Here is a 15,253-nt window from a genome sequence, read left to right as displayed (position 1 = left end):
ATTATGGCGCAGTCGGGGACTCCTCGCCCTCCTTGAGGTACACGTTGGAGCCCAAGTCGCGGAACTCGCGCGCCATCTCCTGTTCGCCCTCACGCGCGTCGGAAGACGCGGCCGGGGAGTCGGCGTCGAAATCGAACGACGGCATGCCCAGGTCCGCGATCTGGTCGCCGAACTCGTCGCGGATGTCCTGCGAAATGCGCATGGAGCAGAACTTCGGCCCGCACATGGAGCAGAAGTGCGCCGTCTTCGCGGGCTCCGCCGGCAGCGTCTCGTCGTGGTAGGACTGCGCCGTCTCCGGGTCCAGGGACAGGGCGAACTGGTCGTGCCAGCGGAACTCGAAGCGGGCCTTGCTCATCGCGTCGTCCCAGTCGCGAGCGCCCGGGTGGCCCTTAGCCACGTCGGCTGCGTGGGCGGCGACCTTGTAGGTGATCACGCCGGTTTTCACGTCGTCGCGGTTGGGCAGCCCCAGGTGCTCCTTCGGGGTGACGTAGCACAGCATCGCCGTGCCGCCGGCCGCGATGTTGGCCGCGCCGATGGCGGACGTGATGTGGTCGTAGCCCGGCGCGATGTCGGTGACCAGGGGGCCGAGCGTGTAGAACGGCGCGCCGCCGCACCACTGCTCTTCTTTTTCGTTGTTGACCTGGATCATGTTCAGCGGCACGTGGCCGGGGCCTTCGATCATCACCTGCACGTCGTAGTCCCAGGCGCGCTTGCACAGCTCGCCGATGGTTTTTAGTTCCGCGAACTGCGCGGCGTCGTTGGCGTCGGCCACGGAGCCGGGGCGGAGCCCGTCGCCAAGCGAGAATGCGACGTCGTACTGGGAGAAGATCTCGCACAGTTCGTCGAAGTTCTCGTACAGGAAGGATTCCTTGTGGTGCGCGAGGCACCAGCCGGCCATGATGGAGCCGCCGCGGGAGACGATGCCGGTGACGCGCTTGGAGGTCAGCGGCACGTACGGCAGGCGCACGCCGGCGTGCACGGTCATATAGTCCACGCCCTGCTCGCACTGCTCGATCACGGTGTCGCGGAAGACTTCCCAGGTCAGGTCCTCCGCGATGCCGTTCACCTTCTCCAGCGCCTGGTAGATCGGAACGGTGCCGATCGGGACCGGGGAGTTGCGCAGGATCCACTCGCGGGTGGCGTGGATGTCGTCGCCGGTGGACAGATCCATCACGGTGTCCGCGCCCCAGCGGGTGGCCCAGCGCAGCTTGTCCACCTCCTCGCGGATAGAAGAGGTCACCGCGGAGTTGCCGATGTTGGCGTTGATCTTGGTCAAAAACGCGTTGCCGATGATCATCGGCTCGCTCTCCGGGTGGTTGACGTTGTTCGGGATGATCGCGCGGCCCGCAGCGACCTCTTCGCGCACCTTTTCCACGTCGCAGTGCTCGCGAAGCGCGACGAACTCCATCTCGCGGGTGATCTCCCCGCGGCGGGCATACGCCATCTGGGTCACGCGCTTGCCGTCTTTCGCGCGCAGCGGCGTGCGGGTCTCGCCGCGCCACTCCTCGCTGGCGGCGCCGCGTTTGACGGCCGCGCGGCCGTCATCAAGCAAATTGCGCTCGCGGCCCGAGTACTCCTGCACATCCCCGCGCGCCGCGATCCACTCGCCGCGCAGGCTGGGCAGGCCCACCTCCGGCTCCGCGTGGGGGCCGCGGGTGCGGTAGATCTTGAACGGCTCGTTCGGGCCGGTGGGGGAATCATCCAGCGCAATTGCGGTCTCCGGAACCTCGAGCCCGTCCTTCACAATCGGGGCGTAGGAGTGCTTCGGGTGGATTTCATGTGCATAGATGTCGTGAGCCACGACCTTCTCCTTCCTTCGCTGGTTCTAACCAGACAGGTTCGAACGGTGCTCGCGCGGGCGTTAGCGCGATCTCAGCCCGGTGCCCCGGGCACCCGTGTGGGGTCGCAAGCCACTGTATCCCGTCTTGGTGGCCGCGTCAGGCGGTTCGCTAGACTTTGCCCCTATGCAGCCGGAAACTCAGACGCGGATCAAGGACTTAAGCTCCACACTTTCCACCATTGAGAAGGTGATGGACCTGGACGTCCTGCGCGAGCGCGCCCGCGAGCTGGAGGCCCAAGCCGGGGACCCGTCGCTTTGGGACGACCCCGCGCACGCGCAAAAGGTCACCACCGAGCTGTCGAATGTGCAAGCGCGCTTAAAGAAGGTGTCCTCGCTTCGCTCGCGTATCGACGACCTCCCGGTGATGTACGAACTCGCCGAAGAAGAAGGCGACGCCTCCATGGCCGACGAGGAGCTGGCAGACGTCGCCGCGCAGATTGACTCGCTGGAGGTGCAGACCATGCTCTCCGGCGAATACGACCAGCGTGAAGCCGTGGTGCACATCCGCTCCGGCGCCGGCGGCGTGGACGCGGCAGACTGGGCCGAGATGCTCATGCGCATGTACACCCGCTGGGCCGAAAAGGCAGGCCACAAGGTGGACATCTACGACATCTCCTATGCGGAAGAAGCCGGCATTAAATCGGCCACCTTCGTGGTGCACGGCGAGTACCTCTACGGCCAACTCTCGGTGGAGCAGGGCGCGCACCGGCTCGTGCGCATCTCGCCGTTTGATAACCAGGCGCGCCGTCAGACCTCGTTTGCCGAGGTGGAGGTGCTGCCGGTGGTGGAGCAGACCGACCACATCGACATCCCGGATTCCGACATCCGCGTCGATGTCTACCGCTCATCCGGCCCCGGCGGGCAGAGCGTGAACACCACCGACTCCGCAGTGCGCATCACCCACATCCCCACCGGCATTGTGGTGACCTGCCAGAACGAGAAGTCCCAGATCCAGAACAAGGCCTCGGCGCTCAACGTTCTGCAGTCCAAGCTGTTGGAGAAGAAGCGCCAGGAGGAAAAGGCCGAGATGGATGCCCTCGGCGCCGGCGGCAACGCCAGCTGGGGCAACCAGATGCGCTCCTATGTGCTGCACCCGTACCAGATGGTCAAGGATCTGCGCACCGACTTTGAGGTCGGCGACCCGCAGAAGGTCCTCGACGGCGACATCGACGGGTTCTTGGAGGCCGGCATCCGCTGGCGCATGGCGCAGCAGCAGGAGGCGTAAGAGAAAGAATCTTGGTCTTGGGGCTATCGTATTTCGCAAGTAGGTGGATGGTCCACCTTTGGTGAGTCATCTGTTCGCGCAGGGCATCGGGAAGGTTAAGACCGGCATGGGGAACGAACTTGAAGATAGCCCGCCTAAGCGGGGGTCAAGCTAGCTTGACAAGATTTCGATGCAATACCGCCGGCCCTAGTGACCAGCCACCAAATCGCAGCGGTGGCGAGTACGGTCGCGCTTATCGACGCAACCACATCCACTACCGTCGCCTCTGCCAACCCGGCAACGTATACATGGAAAGGGTCGGTTACGAACGCGAGAGTATTCGCCACCGCGTGCACCGCGAGCGAAGCCTCCAATCCGCCCGTTGACCACGTCAGGAAGGCGCCGCAGAGCGCGAAAGTCAGCACGCTGAGCTGACCGCGCCAATCGTAGTTGTGGACAGACACAAACAGCAGCGCCGGGACCAAGTAGGCCACCCAAGGCGAGCGGGTCCACTGGCCAACCACCTGCACAAGCGAGCCGCGGAATACGAGTTCCTCCGACAGCGCCTGCAGCGGGATGAGTGCAATGAGGATGCACAATGCACCGAACCTCGCCAGGGTAAACCCGCCGTCAGACGCTGCAGTCGCGTTTTCGGGAGCGCGAGCCACCGAGAATGCAAGCTCCGCGCCAAAGAAAACCAGCGCAGGCATCAACGCTAGTCCGAAGATGCGCCACCGAAAGTGATGCTCCGTCGACCACAGAGCGGCTGGGCGTCGACCGCGTATGCGCGCGGCCAGAAACGCTGCTGGGATGTTTGCCGCCGGTATCGATCCGGCCGCCAGAGCGAGCCAGGGCGTATCCACGAACTCGAAATCGCCCATGGCTTTTACTGCAGGGTTGAAGGCCTGGTCGGCGGCGTCGAAAAGCGCGATCATCGCGGCAAAGATTCCGAAAAAGAGCACGAGCACAACGACGAACTCCACCAGCGGGCGCCACCACGCGATGCGCCGTGCGCCCTCGCGTCCGAGGAGATGATAAGCGGTCATACCTTCAATGTACTCCTTACTTACAGACCAGAAATAGCCCTTAACCTTGCCTTACTTGCTTACCTGGGCGGTAGTACAGAAAGAGGGGTATGGATGCTGACCATGTCACGCCGTGGTCGGTGGGTGGCGAAACTACGGAGGAAAACCTAACAATGTTGTGCGGGTATCACAACAAACTCAAGGGTAATCGTTAGTTAGGGGAGTGCCGGCAGTGACGGATGTGGAATCGCTTTTTCTCGCGACCTGGGCAGAGTGATTAATGCGACAAGCCGGATGTCACATCCGGCACCGGCGGCCGCAGACTGATCCCGCCCCGCCGCCAACAACCACTGCAGTCACACCAGTAACAGGTAAGGTGTGTCGCGTGATCCGATTCGACCATGTGACCAAGGCGTACCCGACGTCCACGCGCCCCGCGCTCGACGACGTCACGCTCGACATCCCCGACGGCGAGTTCGTGTTCCTCATCGGCGCGTCCGGCTCCGGCAAGTCCACATTCCTGCAGCTGTTGATCCGCGAGGAAAACGTCTCTTCAGGCGACATCTTCTTCAACGACTTCCACGTCAACGCCCTTTCCGGCAAGCAGGTAAATAAGCTGCGCCAATCCATCGGCTACGTGTTCCAGGACTTCCGCCTGCTGCCGAACTTGAGTGTCTACGACAACGTCGCGTTCGCACTCGAGGTCATTGGCAAGCCGAAAAACCGCATCGCCAAACTCGTCCCCGACGCGCTCGAGCTCGTCGGCCTCGGCGCCAAAGCCAACCGCATGCCGCGGGAGCTGTCTGGTGGTGAGCAGCAGCGCGTGGCTATTGCGAGAGCTTTCGTGGATAAGCCCAAGCTCATGCTTTGCGACGAACCAACGGGCAACCTCGACCCCGGCACCGCCGACGAAATCATGGCGCTGCTCGCCCGCATTAACCGCATGGGCACCACCGTGATTATGTCCACGCACAACGCGCGAGCGGTGGACGAGATGCGCAAGCGCGTAGTTGAACTGCAGCTGGGCAAGATCGTGCGCGACGAGGAAAACGGCGTGTACGGGGACGTGAGGAGGTAGCCGTGAACTGGGAGTTTGTTTTCCGTGAGGGTGTCAAAGGCCTCGGCCGCAACCTCACCATGACCATCGCGCTGATCATCACCACCGCGCTGTCGCTGGTGCTGGTGGGCACCGGTGTGCTGATTTCCAAGGCCACCACGCAGACGAAAGACCTGTACCTGGACCGCGTCGAGGTGATGGTGGAGCTGGACGAGGACATCTCCGCCAGCGACCAAGACTGCTCCTCAGACCGCTGCAAGCAGGTTCGCGACACCTTGCAGGCGGACGACCGCGTCGAGCAGGTGACTTTCCGCTCCCGCGAGCAGTCCTACGAGCGCTTCAAGGAACTGTTCCAGGAATCCGAGCCGGAGCTGGTGCGCGAAACCGCCCCGGAGGCACTGCCGGCGGCGCTGCACGTGCGCCTGACGGACCCGACCGACACCTCGCCACTGGACAAGATCCGCGACATGGACCAGGTGGAGGTCATCTCCGACCAGGCGGACACCGTGCGCTCGGCGGCCGGGACGCTGAACACCTTCCGCAACGTGGCGTTCGCGGTGGCGGCGGCGCAGGCGCTGGCCGCGGTGTTCCTCATCTCCAACATGGTGCAGCTGGCGGCGTACAACCGCCGCGAGCAGATCGGCATCATGCGCATGGTGGGCGCCTCGCGCTGGTTCACCCAGGCGCCGTTCGTGCTGGAGGCGGTGCTGTCCGTGCTCATCGGCGCGGTGCTGGCCACCGTCGGCGTGTGGGCCGGCAAGCAGCTCATCGTGGACCCGCTGCTGGGGGACCTCTACGCCAACCAGCTCATCGCGCGCGTGCCGGACAGCACCGTGTGGGCGGTCATGCCGCTGGTGGGCCTGGTCGCCATGGTGCTCGGCGGGCTGGCCGCGCAGGTGGCGCTTCGCTCTTACGTGCGCAAGTAGTACACTTGGCGCTCTTATGTCCAAGAAGAACAAGAAGCAGAAGCTTTCCAACACCGGTGTGCTTGCCACCAACCGGAAAGCTCGCCATGACTACCACATCTTGGACACCTGGGAATGCGGCCTGGTGCTGCAGGGCACCGAAATCAAGGCGCTGCGCGAGGGCAAGGTCTCGCTGGTGGAGGCGTTCGCCACCATCGACAACGGCGAGGTCTGGCTGCGCAACATGCACATCCCGGAGTACTCCCGCGGCCACTGGACCAACCACCCGCCGCGCCGCACCCGCAAGCTGCTTTTGCACCGCCGCGAGATCGACTCGCTGGAGGGCAAGGTCCGCGACGGCAACCGCACCCTGATCCCGCTGTCGCTGTACCTCAAGGACGGTCGCGCCAAGGTCGAGCTGGGCCTTGCGCAGGGTAAGCAGGACTACGACAAGCGCCGCGACATCAAGCGTCGCACCGAGGACCACGAGATCACCCGCGATCTGGGCCGCAAGCTCAAGGGCATCAAGGCTTAAATCTTCGGATTCGCTACGGTGGGTGCCTATGAAGAAGGCACTGATTACTGGAGCATCCCGCGGCATTGGCCGCGCCATCGCCGAGGACCTGGGCAAGGACCACCACATTTACGCGGGCGCGTCGAAGGACGCCTCCGACATCGTTTCCGCTCTGCCCAGCGCCGAGCCGTTCGAGGCGGACCTCACCGACACCGGCGCGATCTTGGAGGCGGCCTCCAAGATTGAGGAGCTGGACGTGCTCGTCCTCGCGGCCGGCGAGATGGACGGCGGCCCCCTCGAAGAGCTCACCGACGACAAGTGGCGCGAGATGATGGAGGTCAACCTCTTCGCCCCCGTCACGCTCACTCGCGCGTTGCTTCCTGCCTTGCGACGCTCCTCCGGCCTCATCATCACCATCAACTCCGGTGCCGGATTCCACGGCATCGCCGAAAACTCCGGCTACTGCGCGTCCAAGTTCGCCCTGCGCGGGTTCACCGAGTCCCTGGCGCAGGAGGAAGCAGGCAAGGTGCGCGTGACCTCCCTGCACCCGGGCCGCACCGACACCGACATGCTCGCCGGCGACAACGGCCGCCCGAAGATGGCGGCCGACGAGGTGGCCAAGGCGGCCCGCCTCGCCGTCGACGCCGGCCCGGACGCCGTAGTGGAGTTTCTCCGGGTGCGTCCGGCGTTGACGTCGTAAAGCATCTTGTGCATCTTGGACGCGTGCGGTAAAATTCCTTCTCCTACGTTTCTTCGTAGTTGAAGGGGTCGATTCTGGTTTCGACTTCATCGACTTAGCCAGGGGAAGCGTGCCGGTGCAGGCAGGAGACCACCGTAAGCGTCGCTGTAACTAATAAACGCAGAGAAGAACTCTCAGCGTGACTACGCCCTCGCTGCCTAAATAGAAAGGTCCAGCGACCTGCGTGTCCGTCAGGCCGGGGATGTCCCCGACCCGGTACCTGGCGTCGACTTAGGGGACTTGCCTTCCGGCTCTGTCAGTGGGGCCTTGGAAGGGACACCTTTCACTGACTGGGCCCGTCATCCGGACATGTTCGCCTGATCCGGAGGGTCGATGAGAGACAACGTGCGAACTGCGCACGGAGAAGCCCTGGCGCGGTGATGAAGGACCCGGGTTCAATTCCCGGCGGCTCCACCGAAAGCGGACGTTTTACAAGGTAGAACGTCCGCTTTTCCGTTTCGTGGCTCAGTCAGACTTTCTGCGGGGCTGGAGACGTTTTCTTTGGGAGATCCGACGGCCATGATGGTGTCGAGATTGTAATGGTCAATCGAGCGAGTGACGTTTCGATCCCCTTCAGACCGACCTGTCAAGAATTTCTTAATAGTTCGATCCCTGGTCAGCTCGTTTTCCGAGTAGATGTTTGTGAGATGCGCACTGATACTGGCGCGCGTGACGTCGAAAAGCTCTGACATTTCGGCCTGGGTCATCCAGACTGAGCCATCAATGAAGCGTAATTGGACCTCGGTCCGTCCGTCCTCCGTGTTGTAGATGACGAACTCGCCGGTGGAGTCGGTGTGCGTCGTGAGGGGTGCGCTTGGATCCTGCATTACGGTTTGGGTCCTTGGAGGAGAGCTTTCGGCGGTCGGGGCGTCGGAAGATCTAGGGATCGTCCTTATGGGCCGTCATGGTAGTCATGCCGCCGAGGCCCGGGGATCTAGTCGGCCGGGTAGCCGGTGACGGGCCCCTCGGTGTTCGGCTTCCAACCCAGCGCCGGGGCCACGTGGGTGGCAAAGTTTTCCAGTGCTTTGCCCGCGCATTGTCACGGGTGGTGGCGGGCAGCGCGACAAACCCTGAGCGAAAAACCCCTATTAAGGCCCAAAAACGCGCATACTCGTGAGGGCTTGCTCGGGGTTTGTGGGGCTGCGGCCGACAGGAACTTTTACGCCTGTTTAAACCGGCACCGAATAGTCGGGCTTTAGCCTCCGGTGGCATGAACCGCAACGTCATCGCAGCACTCGCCGCCACGACTTTCTTGGTCGTCGGCTGCAGCGGCGGGCCTGAGGCGGAGCGTGCGACGGTGACCGAAACCGTGGAGGCGCCGGAAGCGAAAGCGCCGGAGCCTGAGAAGCCAGCGAAACAGGCTGATGCTGTGACGTCGGGGGAGGCGGAGCACGTCGATAGGCAAGGCATCCCCGGCGCCCCGCTGGCGTACCCGGGCGCTGGCGGGCCCGTCCCGGACAACGCGCGGCCGATCAGGACGATCAAGAGTATCGGCGATAGCCCCGTGCAAAACGCGCTGTTTGTCACCCCGTCCGGCAACATCGGCTGCATGATGAACTTGGCGGACGGGCCGATGTTCGACTGCGGCGTGAAGTCCTTCATGGAAAGCGAGCAATTCGGCATCGGTGAGCTGGGGACGCCGAGGTGGATGATGGAAATCCTCGGCGGCTACCCGCGCGAGCAAACTGAGCCGCCGCTTTACGACGACTCCGTGTGGCCCCCTGGCAGCGAATCCGCGGAGGTAGTGCAGTACGGCGAAGTGGTCAACCACGGCCCGTTCGTGTGCGCGGTGGAGGAAACTGGCGTGACCTGCTGGGACTCTGAAAGCGGCAAGGGGGCGTGGCTGGAGCGCGACGAAGTGGTGTTTTTTCTAAGCCGCCCTAGCGTGCGCTGGCCGTTGGGTTAAAGGGGCGTCCAGGTTGCTTAAAAGCTTCGTAGAAGTCCTTGAGTGCCGCGAAAAGCCAGGTAGGTTGGCGCTCATGACCTCCAAGACTGTAAAGACGTTGTCCGCAGCAACTGCCCTCGCCGCCCTCGCCGGCGGCTTTTTCGGCGTAGGCACCGCCAATGCGCAGATGTCTTCCAACGGCCCGGCCGACATCGAGGGCTGGACGCAGATGGGCTGGTCTGCCTTTAGCGGCTCCGTGATTAACAAGGGCGGGTCCCACATGCTGCTGAAGAACCTGCCGGAAGACGCGAAGCCGCTGCCCGCAGAGAAGGCGAAGGCTGCCCTGGAGGGGCCACTGCCAGTCAAGGGTGACGCGTCCATGACGGTCACCTTCGGCCCGGACGGCAAGCTGTCCTTCTTCGACGGCTGCAACGCCGGTAGCGCCGGGTATTCCATCGACGGTGCCGGCGCCGTGAAGGTCGGGGCCATCGCCCAGACGCAGCGTCTGTGCGACCCGACCAAGATGAACAAGGCGGACGAGCTGACGTCCATCCTGCGTTCGAACCCGTCGGTGTACCGCCTCGACAACGAGACGATCGCCCTGGCGGCCCAGGGTAAGGCCATCGAATTCTCCAAGGTTGCTGCAAACTAGTCGACGCCACTTGCGCCCCCGCTGCTCCCACCTCTGGGCAGCGGGTTTTGGTTTTTACAGAGCGCTAGTGCGTGCGGCGAAGCTATGAACCGCGTCAACGCAAATGTGGAGTTGCGTTGAAGTTCCCTTGAGCCCCTTGTTCGCCTGAAATCGCTCGGTAGCGTGATGGCCATGGTTACTTCGACCAAGACCCTAAGGAAGTTGTCCACAACGACCGCAGTCGTCGCCCTCGCGGGCGGCCTGCTCGGCGTCGGAACTGCCGACGCCCAGGAGCGCCCCGAAGCCTCCAGCATTGACCAATTCGTGCAGATGAGCTCGAACCTGTTCGGTGACCTCGGCGGCACACCCGCACCGGCGCCAGCGCCGGCACCGGAAAACCCAGCCGGCTCCGAATTGATCCAGCAGCTCCCAGAAGGTGCAGATCAGCTCAAGGACGAGCGCCTCTCCGCTGCACTGGACACCACGCTGCAGGCGAAGAAGAACAACACCATCACCCTGGACTTCCGGGAAAATGGTGTGCTCCACTTGAACGACGGCTGCAACTCCGGCACCGCCAAGTACCAGATCGACAACACCGGCGCGCTGCACCTCAGCGACTTCACCGAGACCAAGATGGCGTGCGAGCCGGGTGCGCAGAAGGACGCCGACGACCTGAAGATGGTCCTGCAGTCCAACCCGCAGCTGTTCCAGCTCGACGCGTCCACCCTGTTCCTCGCGGGCCAGGGCCACGGCATTGAGCTTCAAAAGATGCACGGCCGCGACTACCAGTAATTTCTCCGACTGACGCCCAGCGTGCGCTCGTGACCATGTGTATTGGCGGTGGTCAGGGGCTTGCTGCGGTGATTGAGAAGGTCTAAGTCGGGGGCGGGTTAGGTGCCGAAGTTTGGTTAGCCTAAGATGGGTCAGGAAACCCTTACCTTATGGATTGGAAGGAAGGACGACCGTGACCCGTTTCTCCCGTACCCCTCTCATCGCTCTTGTTGCGGCCGGCGCCCTCGCGCTGGGTGCATGCTCCACCAGTGAGTCCGGCACGGATGTCGCCGCTGGTTCGGAATCGGTGGCGACCGAAGGGGCGTCGGCAAGCAATGATGCTTCCGAAGGCACCGTGACCGTCACCGACAACTACGGCGAGAAGACCGTGCCCACCCCGCCGAAGCGGGTGGTCGCCCTGGACAACCGCTCCTTCGAGCTTTTGGATTCCTGGGGCATTAAGCCCGTCGCCGCGCCGCGCGACATCGTGCCCAATTCCATCCCGGGCATCGCGGACAACGAGGACATCGTCAACATCGGCAACCACAAGGAGCCGAATCTCGAGGCCATCGTGGCAGCTGACCCGGACGTGATCATCTCCGGCCAGCGCTTCGAGCAATACGACGAAGAGATTGAGAAGCTGGTCCCGGACGCCACGTTGCTGGACTTCGAGCCGCGCGACGGGGAGCCGTTTGACCGCGAGATTATCCGCCAGACCCTGGAGCTGGGCGACGTCTTTGGTAAGCAGGCTGAGGCTGAGCAGGCAGTTCAGGAATTCACCGAGGCTGTCCAGCGCGCCCGCAACGCCTACGACCCGGAACAGAAGGTCATGGCCCTGAACGTCTCCGGCGGTGAGATCGGCTACGTCGCCCCGGGCGTGGGCCGCGTGTGGGGCCCGCTGTTCGACCTGATCGGCTTCACCCCGGCGCTCGAGGTGGCGAACGCCTCCGACGACCACCAGGGCGACGACATCTCCGTCGAAGCCATCGCTGGCGCGAACCCGGACTGGCTGCTTGTGCTGGACCGCGACGCGGGCGTGAAGTCCATCACGGACTCGCCGGAAGCGCTGTCCGTGATCAACGACTCCGCGCCGCTGAAGAACGTCACCGCAGTGAAGGACGGCCACGTCTACGTCGCCCCGGCGGACACCTACACCAACGAGTCCATCTACACCTACACCGAGATCCTCAACCAGATCTCCGAGCAGCTCGAGGCAGGCAAGTAGTCTGTCTTCGATGACTGACACAACGACCACCACCCGCCCCAAGCTTCTGAACTGGAAGCTCGCGGCGGGTGTCGTCCTTGTTTTAGCACTCCTTGCCGCGTCGCTGATGGTGGGGCAGTACGACATCCTGGGCACCGAGGACGGCTGGGAAATGTTCCGCGCCACCCGCGTGCCGCGCACGATCGCGCTGGTGCTCGCGGGCGCGGCGATGGCGATGAGCGGGCTGATCATGCAGATGCTCACCCAGAACCGCTTCGTCGAACCCACCACCACCGGCACCACCGAGTGGGCCGGTCTGGGGCTGCTCGCGTCGTTTCTGCTGTTCCCGGACGGCTCCGTGATGACGCGCATGCTGTTCGCCGTCGGCGCCGCCTTCATCGGCACCATGGTGTTTTTCGCGTTCCTGCGGCGCGTCACACTGCGCTCCAGCCTGGTGGTGCCCATCGTCGGCATCATGCTCGGCGCCGTGGTCAGCGCGGTGTCCACGTTCATTGCCCTGCAGACTGACCTGCTGCAGTCCCTCGGCGTGTGGTTCGCCGGTTCGTTCACCAGCGTGATCGCAGGCCAGTACGAGATCCTCTGGGTCGTGCTGCTCGTGGTCGTCGCCGTGTTCTTCTACGCCGACCGCCTCACCGCAGCCGGCCTCGGCGAAGACATCGCTACCAACATCGGCCTGAACTACAACCGCATCGTGCTTGTGGGCACCAGTCTCGTCGCCGTGGCCACCGGCGTGGTCACAGTTGTCGTGGGCAACCTGCCGTTCCTCGGGCTCATCGTCCCCAACATCGTGAGCATGCTGCGTGGCGACGACCTCCGGTCCAACCTGCCCTGGGTCTGCCTCACCGGCATCGGCGTGGTGACGCTGTGCGACCTGCTCGGGCGCATCGTCATCGCGCCGTTCGAGATGCCCGTGTCCGTGATCCTCGGCGTGGTCGGCGCCGCCGTCTTCATCGCCCTGATTGTGAAGAGGAGCCGGAATGCGTGAGGTAATGCGCGGGGTCGGGGCGTTCCAGACGTCGCAAAGCAAGAGGCGCTACTGGCTAGTCGTAGGCGCGCTGGTGGTGGCAGCGCTGCTGTTCACCGCAGGCCTGCTGTCGTGGGGAAACCCCATGGAGTTCGGCACCCGCGGCTACTGGCTGATCGCGGAGCGCCGCATGAACTCCGTCATTGCGATGGCGGTGGTGGCGGTCTGCCAGGCCGTGGCGACAGTGGCATTCCAGACGGTGACCAACAACCGCATCATCACCCCGTCCATCATGGGGTTCGAGTCGCTGTACGTGGCCATTCACACCTCAACCGTGTACTTCCTCGGCGCCGCGGGGCTGAATAACGCCCGCACGCTGGAGATGTTCGTGGTCCAGCTCGTGCTCATGGTGGGGCTGAGTTTGATCCTGTACACGTGGCTGCTCGCCGGCGACAACCCGAACATGCACGCCATGCTGCTCGTCGGCATCGTGCTCGGCGGGGGACTGGGCAGCGTGTCGACGTTCATGCAGCGTCTGCTCACGCCCAGCGAGTTCGACCTGCTCACCGCCCGGCTGTTCGGCTCCGTGAACAACGCGGACCCGGCCTACTACCCGCTGGCCGTGCCGCTGGTGCTGGTGGCTGCCGGGTTGATGTACGTGAACTCGCGACGTCTCAACGTGCTCAGCCTGGGCCGCGACGTGGCCGTGAATTTGGGCGTGAACCACAAGAAGCACGCGGTGTACACCCTCGTGCTGGTCTCGGTTCTGATGGCGGTGTCCACCGCGCTCGTCGGACCGATGACCTTCCTCGGGTTCCTGGTGGCCACACTTGCGTACCAGTTCGCGGACACCTACGACCACCGCTACGTGTTCCCCATGGCGGCGTTGCTCGGCTACTGCATCCTGGCGGGCGCGTACTTCATCATGAACCACATCTTCTACGCCCAGGGCGTCGTTTCCATCATCATCGAGCTGGTCGGCGGCCTGACGTTCCTCATCGTTGTCCTACGGAAGGGGAGACTGTGATCGAGCTCAACGAGGTGAGCAAGGCCTACGGCGACGACACCGCCATCGGGCCGGTCTCACTGCAAATCCCGGCCGGCGGCATCACCGCGTTGGTGGGGCCGAACGGCGCCGGCAAGTCGACACTCCTGACCATGATCGGCCGCCTTCTGGCGCTTGACTCCGGCTCCGTGCGCATCGGGCAGATGGACGTTACCTCCTCCAACCCGAAGGACCTGGCCAAAGTGGTCTCCATCCTGCGGCAGGAAAACCACTTTGTCACCCGCCTGACCGTGCGCCAGCTCGTCGGCTTCGGCCGCTTCCCGTACTCGGGCGGACGCCTGACCGAGGCGGATGAGGAGATCATCTCCCGTTACATCGACTTCTTCGGCCTGCGCGAACTCGAGCACCGCTACCTCGACCAGCTTTCCGGCGGTCAGCGCCAGCGCGCATACGTTGCCATGGTGCTTTGCCAGGAGACGGACTACGTGCTTCTCGACGAGCCCCTGAACAACCTGGACATCTCCCACTCCGTGGAAATGATGCAGCACCTGCACTCCGCGGCCCGCGAATTCGGCCGGACCATCGTCATCGTGCTGCACGACATCAATTTCGCGGCCCGCTACGCCGACTACATCTGCGCAGCGAAGGACGGGCAGGTCTTCGCTTTCGGCACCGTGGAGGAGATCATGCGCGACGACTTGCTCACCGAGATCTTCAATACCCCGGTGCAAGTGATCGATGGCCCGCATGGGCCGATTGCTGCGTACCACTAAAAGGCAGGTTGCGCTGCTGATTTGTGTGCGTTTTGGCTTCGTGGTTATATATCCATCCGTTGCTTCTGAGCGGTTCGGTCGCTCGGAGGGAATGGTTTAAGTGAATAGGGGTTACGTTCTGGTTAACCGGGGTTTAACGTGAGTTTGACTTTTGGTTGGTTGGTTGTGTAGCTTCTGACGAAGCCGCTTTTTCCGGCTGGGGCCGTTTGGTTCTGGTTGGTGGGTGTGCTGGTGTTGTTTGAGAACTCGATAGTGTGCCAATGTACTTTTGTTGCGTGGGTGTGTTTGCCTGCCTCGTTTTGTGCACTGTGTGGTGTGCGCCCTGTTGTGGGTGTGTGCCGGTGGTGGCGTGGTTGAATTCCAATGATGGATCGCGTCATCTTTTTTGGTTCATAGTGTGCGTGGGGTGTGGTTGAACATGTTTCACGTATTTTTTGACCAGCCTCCTTTGTGCCCCGTCGGGTTGGGGGTTGGTTGTTTGAACCTTTGTAATTTTTGGATTTTGCCAGTCCGGCGCCCTGTTTGGGTGTTGGTGTTTGGTTTGTTTTTGGTTGGGTTTGGGCTTTTCACGGCCTGTTTCTTTCTGAAACTTTTTTGTGGAGAGTTTGATCCTGGCTCAGGATGAACGCTGGCGGCGTGCTTAACACATGCAAGTCGAACGGAAAGGCTCCTGCTTGCAGGGGTACTCGAGTGGCGAACGGGTGAGTAACACGT

General features: G+C 63.1%; 16 protein-coding genes, 1 rRNA gene, 1 other RNA gene and 1 riboswitch. Of the genes, 15 read left to right on the top strand and 3 right to left on the bottom strand.

Features of this window, described 5'->3' with window-relative positions; genetic code table 11:
• Position 1: 1 nt before the first annotated feature.
• On the bottom strand, positions 2 to 1,801 hold the full coding sequence (thiC, locus tag O5O53_RS00100) for a phosphomethylpyrimidine synthase ThiC (RefSeq protein WP_269507687.1): 1,800 nt from the start codon (positions 1,799 to 1,801) through the stop codon (positions 2 to 4).
• A riboswitch (TPP riboswitch) is annotated at positions 1,795 to 1,907 on the bottom strand. (Overlaps the previous gene by 7 nt.)
• Before the next feature lie 57 nt (positions 1,908 to 1,964).
• On the opposite strand from thiC, the gene prfB reads away from it, so the two are divergent.
• Positions 1,965 to 3,065 (top strand): peptide chain release factor 2, encoded by a 1,101-nt coding sequence (gene prfB / locus O5O53_RS00095; RefSeq protein WP_269507684.1) that lies wholly within the window; start codon positions 1,965 to 1,967, stop codon positions 3,063 to 3,065.
• A gap of 134 nt (positions 3,066 to 3,199) precedes the next feature.
• Here prfB and O5O53_RS00090 read toward each other — a convergent pair whose 3' ends face one another.
• Positions 3,200 to 4,090 carry a CPBP family intramembrane glutamic endopeptidase gene (locus O5O53_RS00090; RefSeq protein WP_269507681.1) on the bottom strand — a complete coding sequence of 297 codons (891 nt, stop codon included), beginning with the start codon at positions 4,088 to 4,090 and terminating at the stop codon, positions 3,200 to 3,202.
• A gap of 89 nt (positions 4,091 to 4,179) precedes the next feature.
• Between O5O53_RS00090 and O5O53_RS00085 the strand changes: the two genes are divergently transcribed.
• The 6 genes from O5O53_RS00085 to ssrA all read left to right on the top strand — a co-directional run bounded on the left by O5O53_RS00085 (position 4,180) and on the right by ssrA (position 7,701).
• Complete coding sequence (locus tag O5O53_RS00085; RefSeq protein ID WP_269507678.1) at positions 4,180 to 4,284, top strand: HNH endonuclease; 105 nt, start codon at positions 4,180 to 4,182, stop codon at positions 4,282 to 4,284.
• Between the two features lie 170 nt (positions 4,285 to 4,454).
• Positions 4,455 to 5,147 (top strand): cell division ATP-binding protein FtsE, encoded by a 693-nt coding sequence (gene ftsE / locus O5O53_RS00080; protein WP_239218445.1) that lies wholly within the window; start codon positions 4,455 to 4,457, stop codon positions 5,145 to 5,147.
• Between the two features lie 2 nt (positions 5,148 to 5,149).
• Positions 5,150 to 6,052 (top strand): permease-like cell division protein FtsX, encoded by a 903-nt coding sequence (ftsX, locus tag O5O53_RS00075; protein ID WP_269507674.1) that lies wholly within the window; start codon positions 5,150 to 5,152, stop codon positions 6,050 to 6,052.
• A 16-nt stretch (positions 6,053 to 6,068) separates the two neighbouring features.
• On the top strand, positions 6,069 to 6,566 hold the full coding sequence (gene smpB / locus O5O53_RS00070; RefSeq protein ID WP_269507672.1) for an SsrA-binding protein SmpB: 498 nt from the start codon (positions 6,069 to 6,071) through the stop codon (positions 6,564 to 6,566).
• A gap of 28 nt (positions 6,567 to 6,594) precedes the next feature.
• Entirely contained in the window at positions 6,595 to 7,245 is a 651-nt protein-coding gene (locus O5O53_RS00065; protein WP_269507670.1) for an SDR family oxidoreductase, read from the top strand.
• Between the two features lie 64 nt (positions 7,246 to 7,309).
• Positions 7,310 to 7,701: a transfer-messenger RNA gene (gene ssrA, locus O5O53_RS00060) on the top strand.
• On the opposite strand, the gene O5O53_RS00055 is transcribed toward ssrA, so the two are convergent.
• On the bottom strand, positions 7,680 to 8,111 hold the full coding sequence (locus O5O53_RS00055; protein ID WP_269507667.1) for a virulence RhuM family protein: 432 nt from the start codon (positions 8,109 to 8,111) through the stop codon (positions 7,680 to 7,682). The two genes, ssrA and O5O53_RS00055, sit on opposite strands and share 22 nt — an antisense overlap.
• A 383-nt stretch (positions 8,112 to 8,494) precedes the next feature.
• On the opposite strand from O5O53_RS00055, the gene O5O53_RS00045 reads away from it, so the two are divergent.
• The 8 genes from O5O53_RS00045 to O5O53_RS00005 form a co-directional block, all read left to right on the top strand.
• Positions 8,495 to 9,190, top strand: a complete 696-nt coding sequence (locus tag O5O53_RS00045; RefSeq protein ID WP_269507664.1) for a hypothetical protein — start codon at positions 8,495 to 8,497, stop codon at positions 9,188 to 9,190.
• Positions 9,191 to 9,263: 73 nt separating this feature from the next.
• Complete coding sequence (locus O5O53_RS00040) at positions 9,264 to 9,821, top strand: META domain-containing protein (RefSeq protein WP_269507662.1); 558 nt, start codon at positions 9,264 to 9,266, stop codon at positions 9,819 to 9,821.
• Between the two features lie 171 nt (positions 9,822 to 9,992).
• A complete protein-coding gene (locus O5O53_RS00035) occupies positions 9,993 to 10,592 on the top strand; it encodes an META domain-containing protein (RefSeq protein WP_269507659.1) in 600 nt (199 codons plus the stop codon).
• A 172-nt stretch (positions 10,593 to 10,764) separates the two neighbouring features.
• Positions 10,765 to 11,796 carry a siderophore ABC transporter substrate-binding protein gene (locus O5O53_RS00025; protein ID WP_269507657.1) on the top strand — a complete coding sequence of 344 codons (1,032 nt, stop codon included), beginning with the start codon at positions 10,765 to 10,767 and terminating at the stop codon, positions 11,794 to 11,796.
• Positions 11,797 to 11,806: 10 nt separating this feature from the next.
• Complete coding sequence (locus tag O5O53_RS00020; protein WP_269507655.1) at positions 11,807 to 12,781, top strand: ABC transporter permease; 975 nt, start codon at positions 11,807 to 11,809, stop codon at positions 12,779 to 12,781.
• Positions 12,774 to 13,787 carry an iron chelate uptake ABC transporter family permease subunit gene (locus tag O5O53_RS00015; RefSeq protein WP_269507652.1) on the top strand — a complete coding sequence of 338 codons (1,014 nt, stop codon included), beginning with the start codon at positions 12,774 to 12,776 and terminating at the stop codon, positions 13,785 to 13,787. The genes O5O53_RS00020 and O5O53_RS00015 overlap by 8 nt, the downstream gene beginning before the upstream one ends.
• Positions 13,784 to 14,539, top strand: a complete 756-nt coding sequence (locus O5O53_RS00010; protein WP_269507650.1) for an iron ABC transporter ATP-binding protein — start codon at positions 13,784 to 13,786, stop codon at positions 14,537 to 14,539. The genes O5O53_RS00015 and O5O53_RS00010 overlap by 4 nt, the downstream gene beginning before the upstream one ends.
• A gap of 593 nt (positions 14,540 to 15,132) precedes the next feature.
• Positions 15,133 to 15,253 (top strand): 16S ribosomal RNA (locus tag O5O53_RS00005); the annotation flags it as partial.

The organism is Corynebacterium faecium, assembly GCF_027257105.1.
GTDB classification, from domain to species: Bacteria; Actinomycetota; Actinomycetes; order Mycobacteriales; family Mycobacteriaceae; genus Corynebacterium; species Corynebacterium lehmanniae.
Note: the sequence above shows the minus strand (reverse complement) of the source record. Positions and strands in the feature narration are given on the sequence as shown.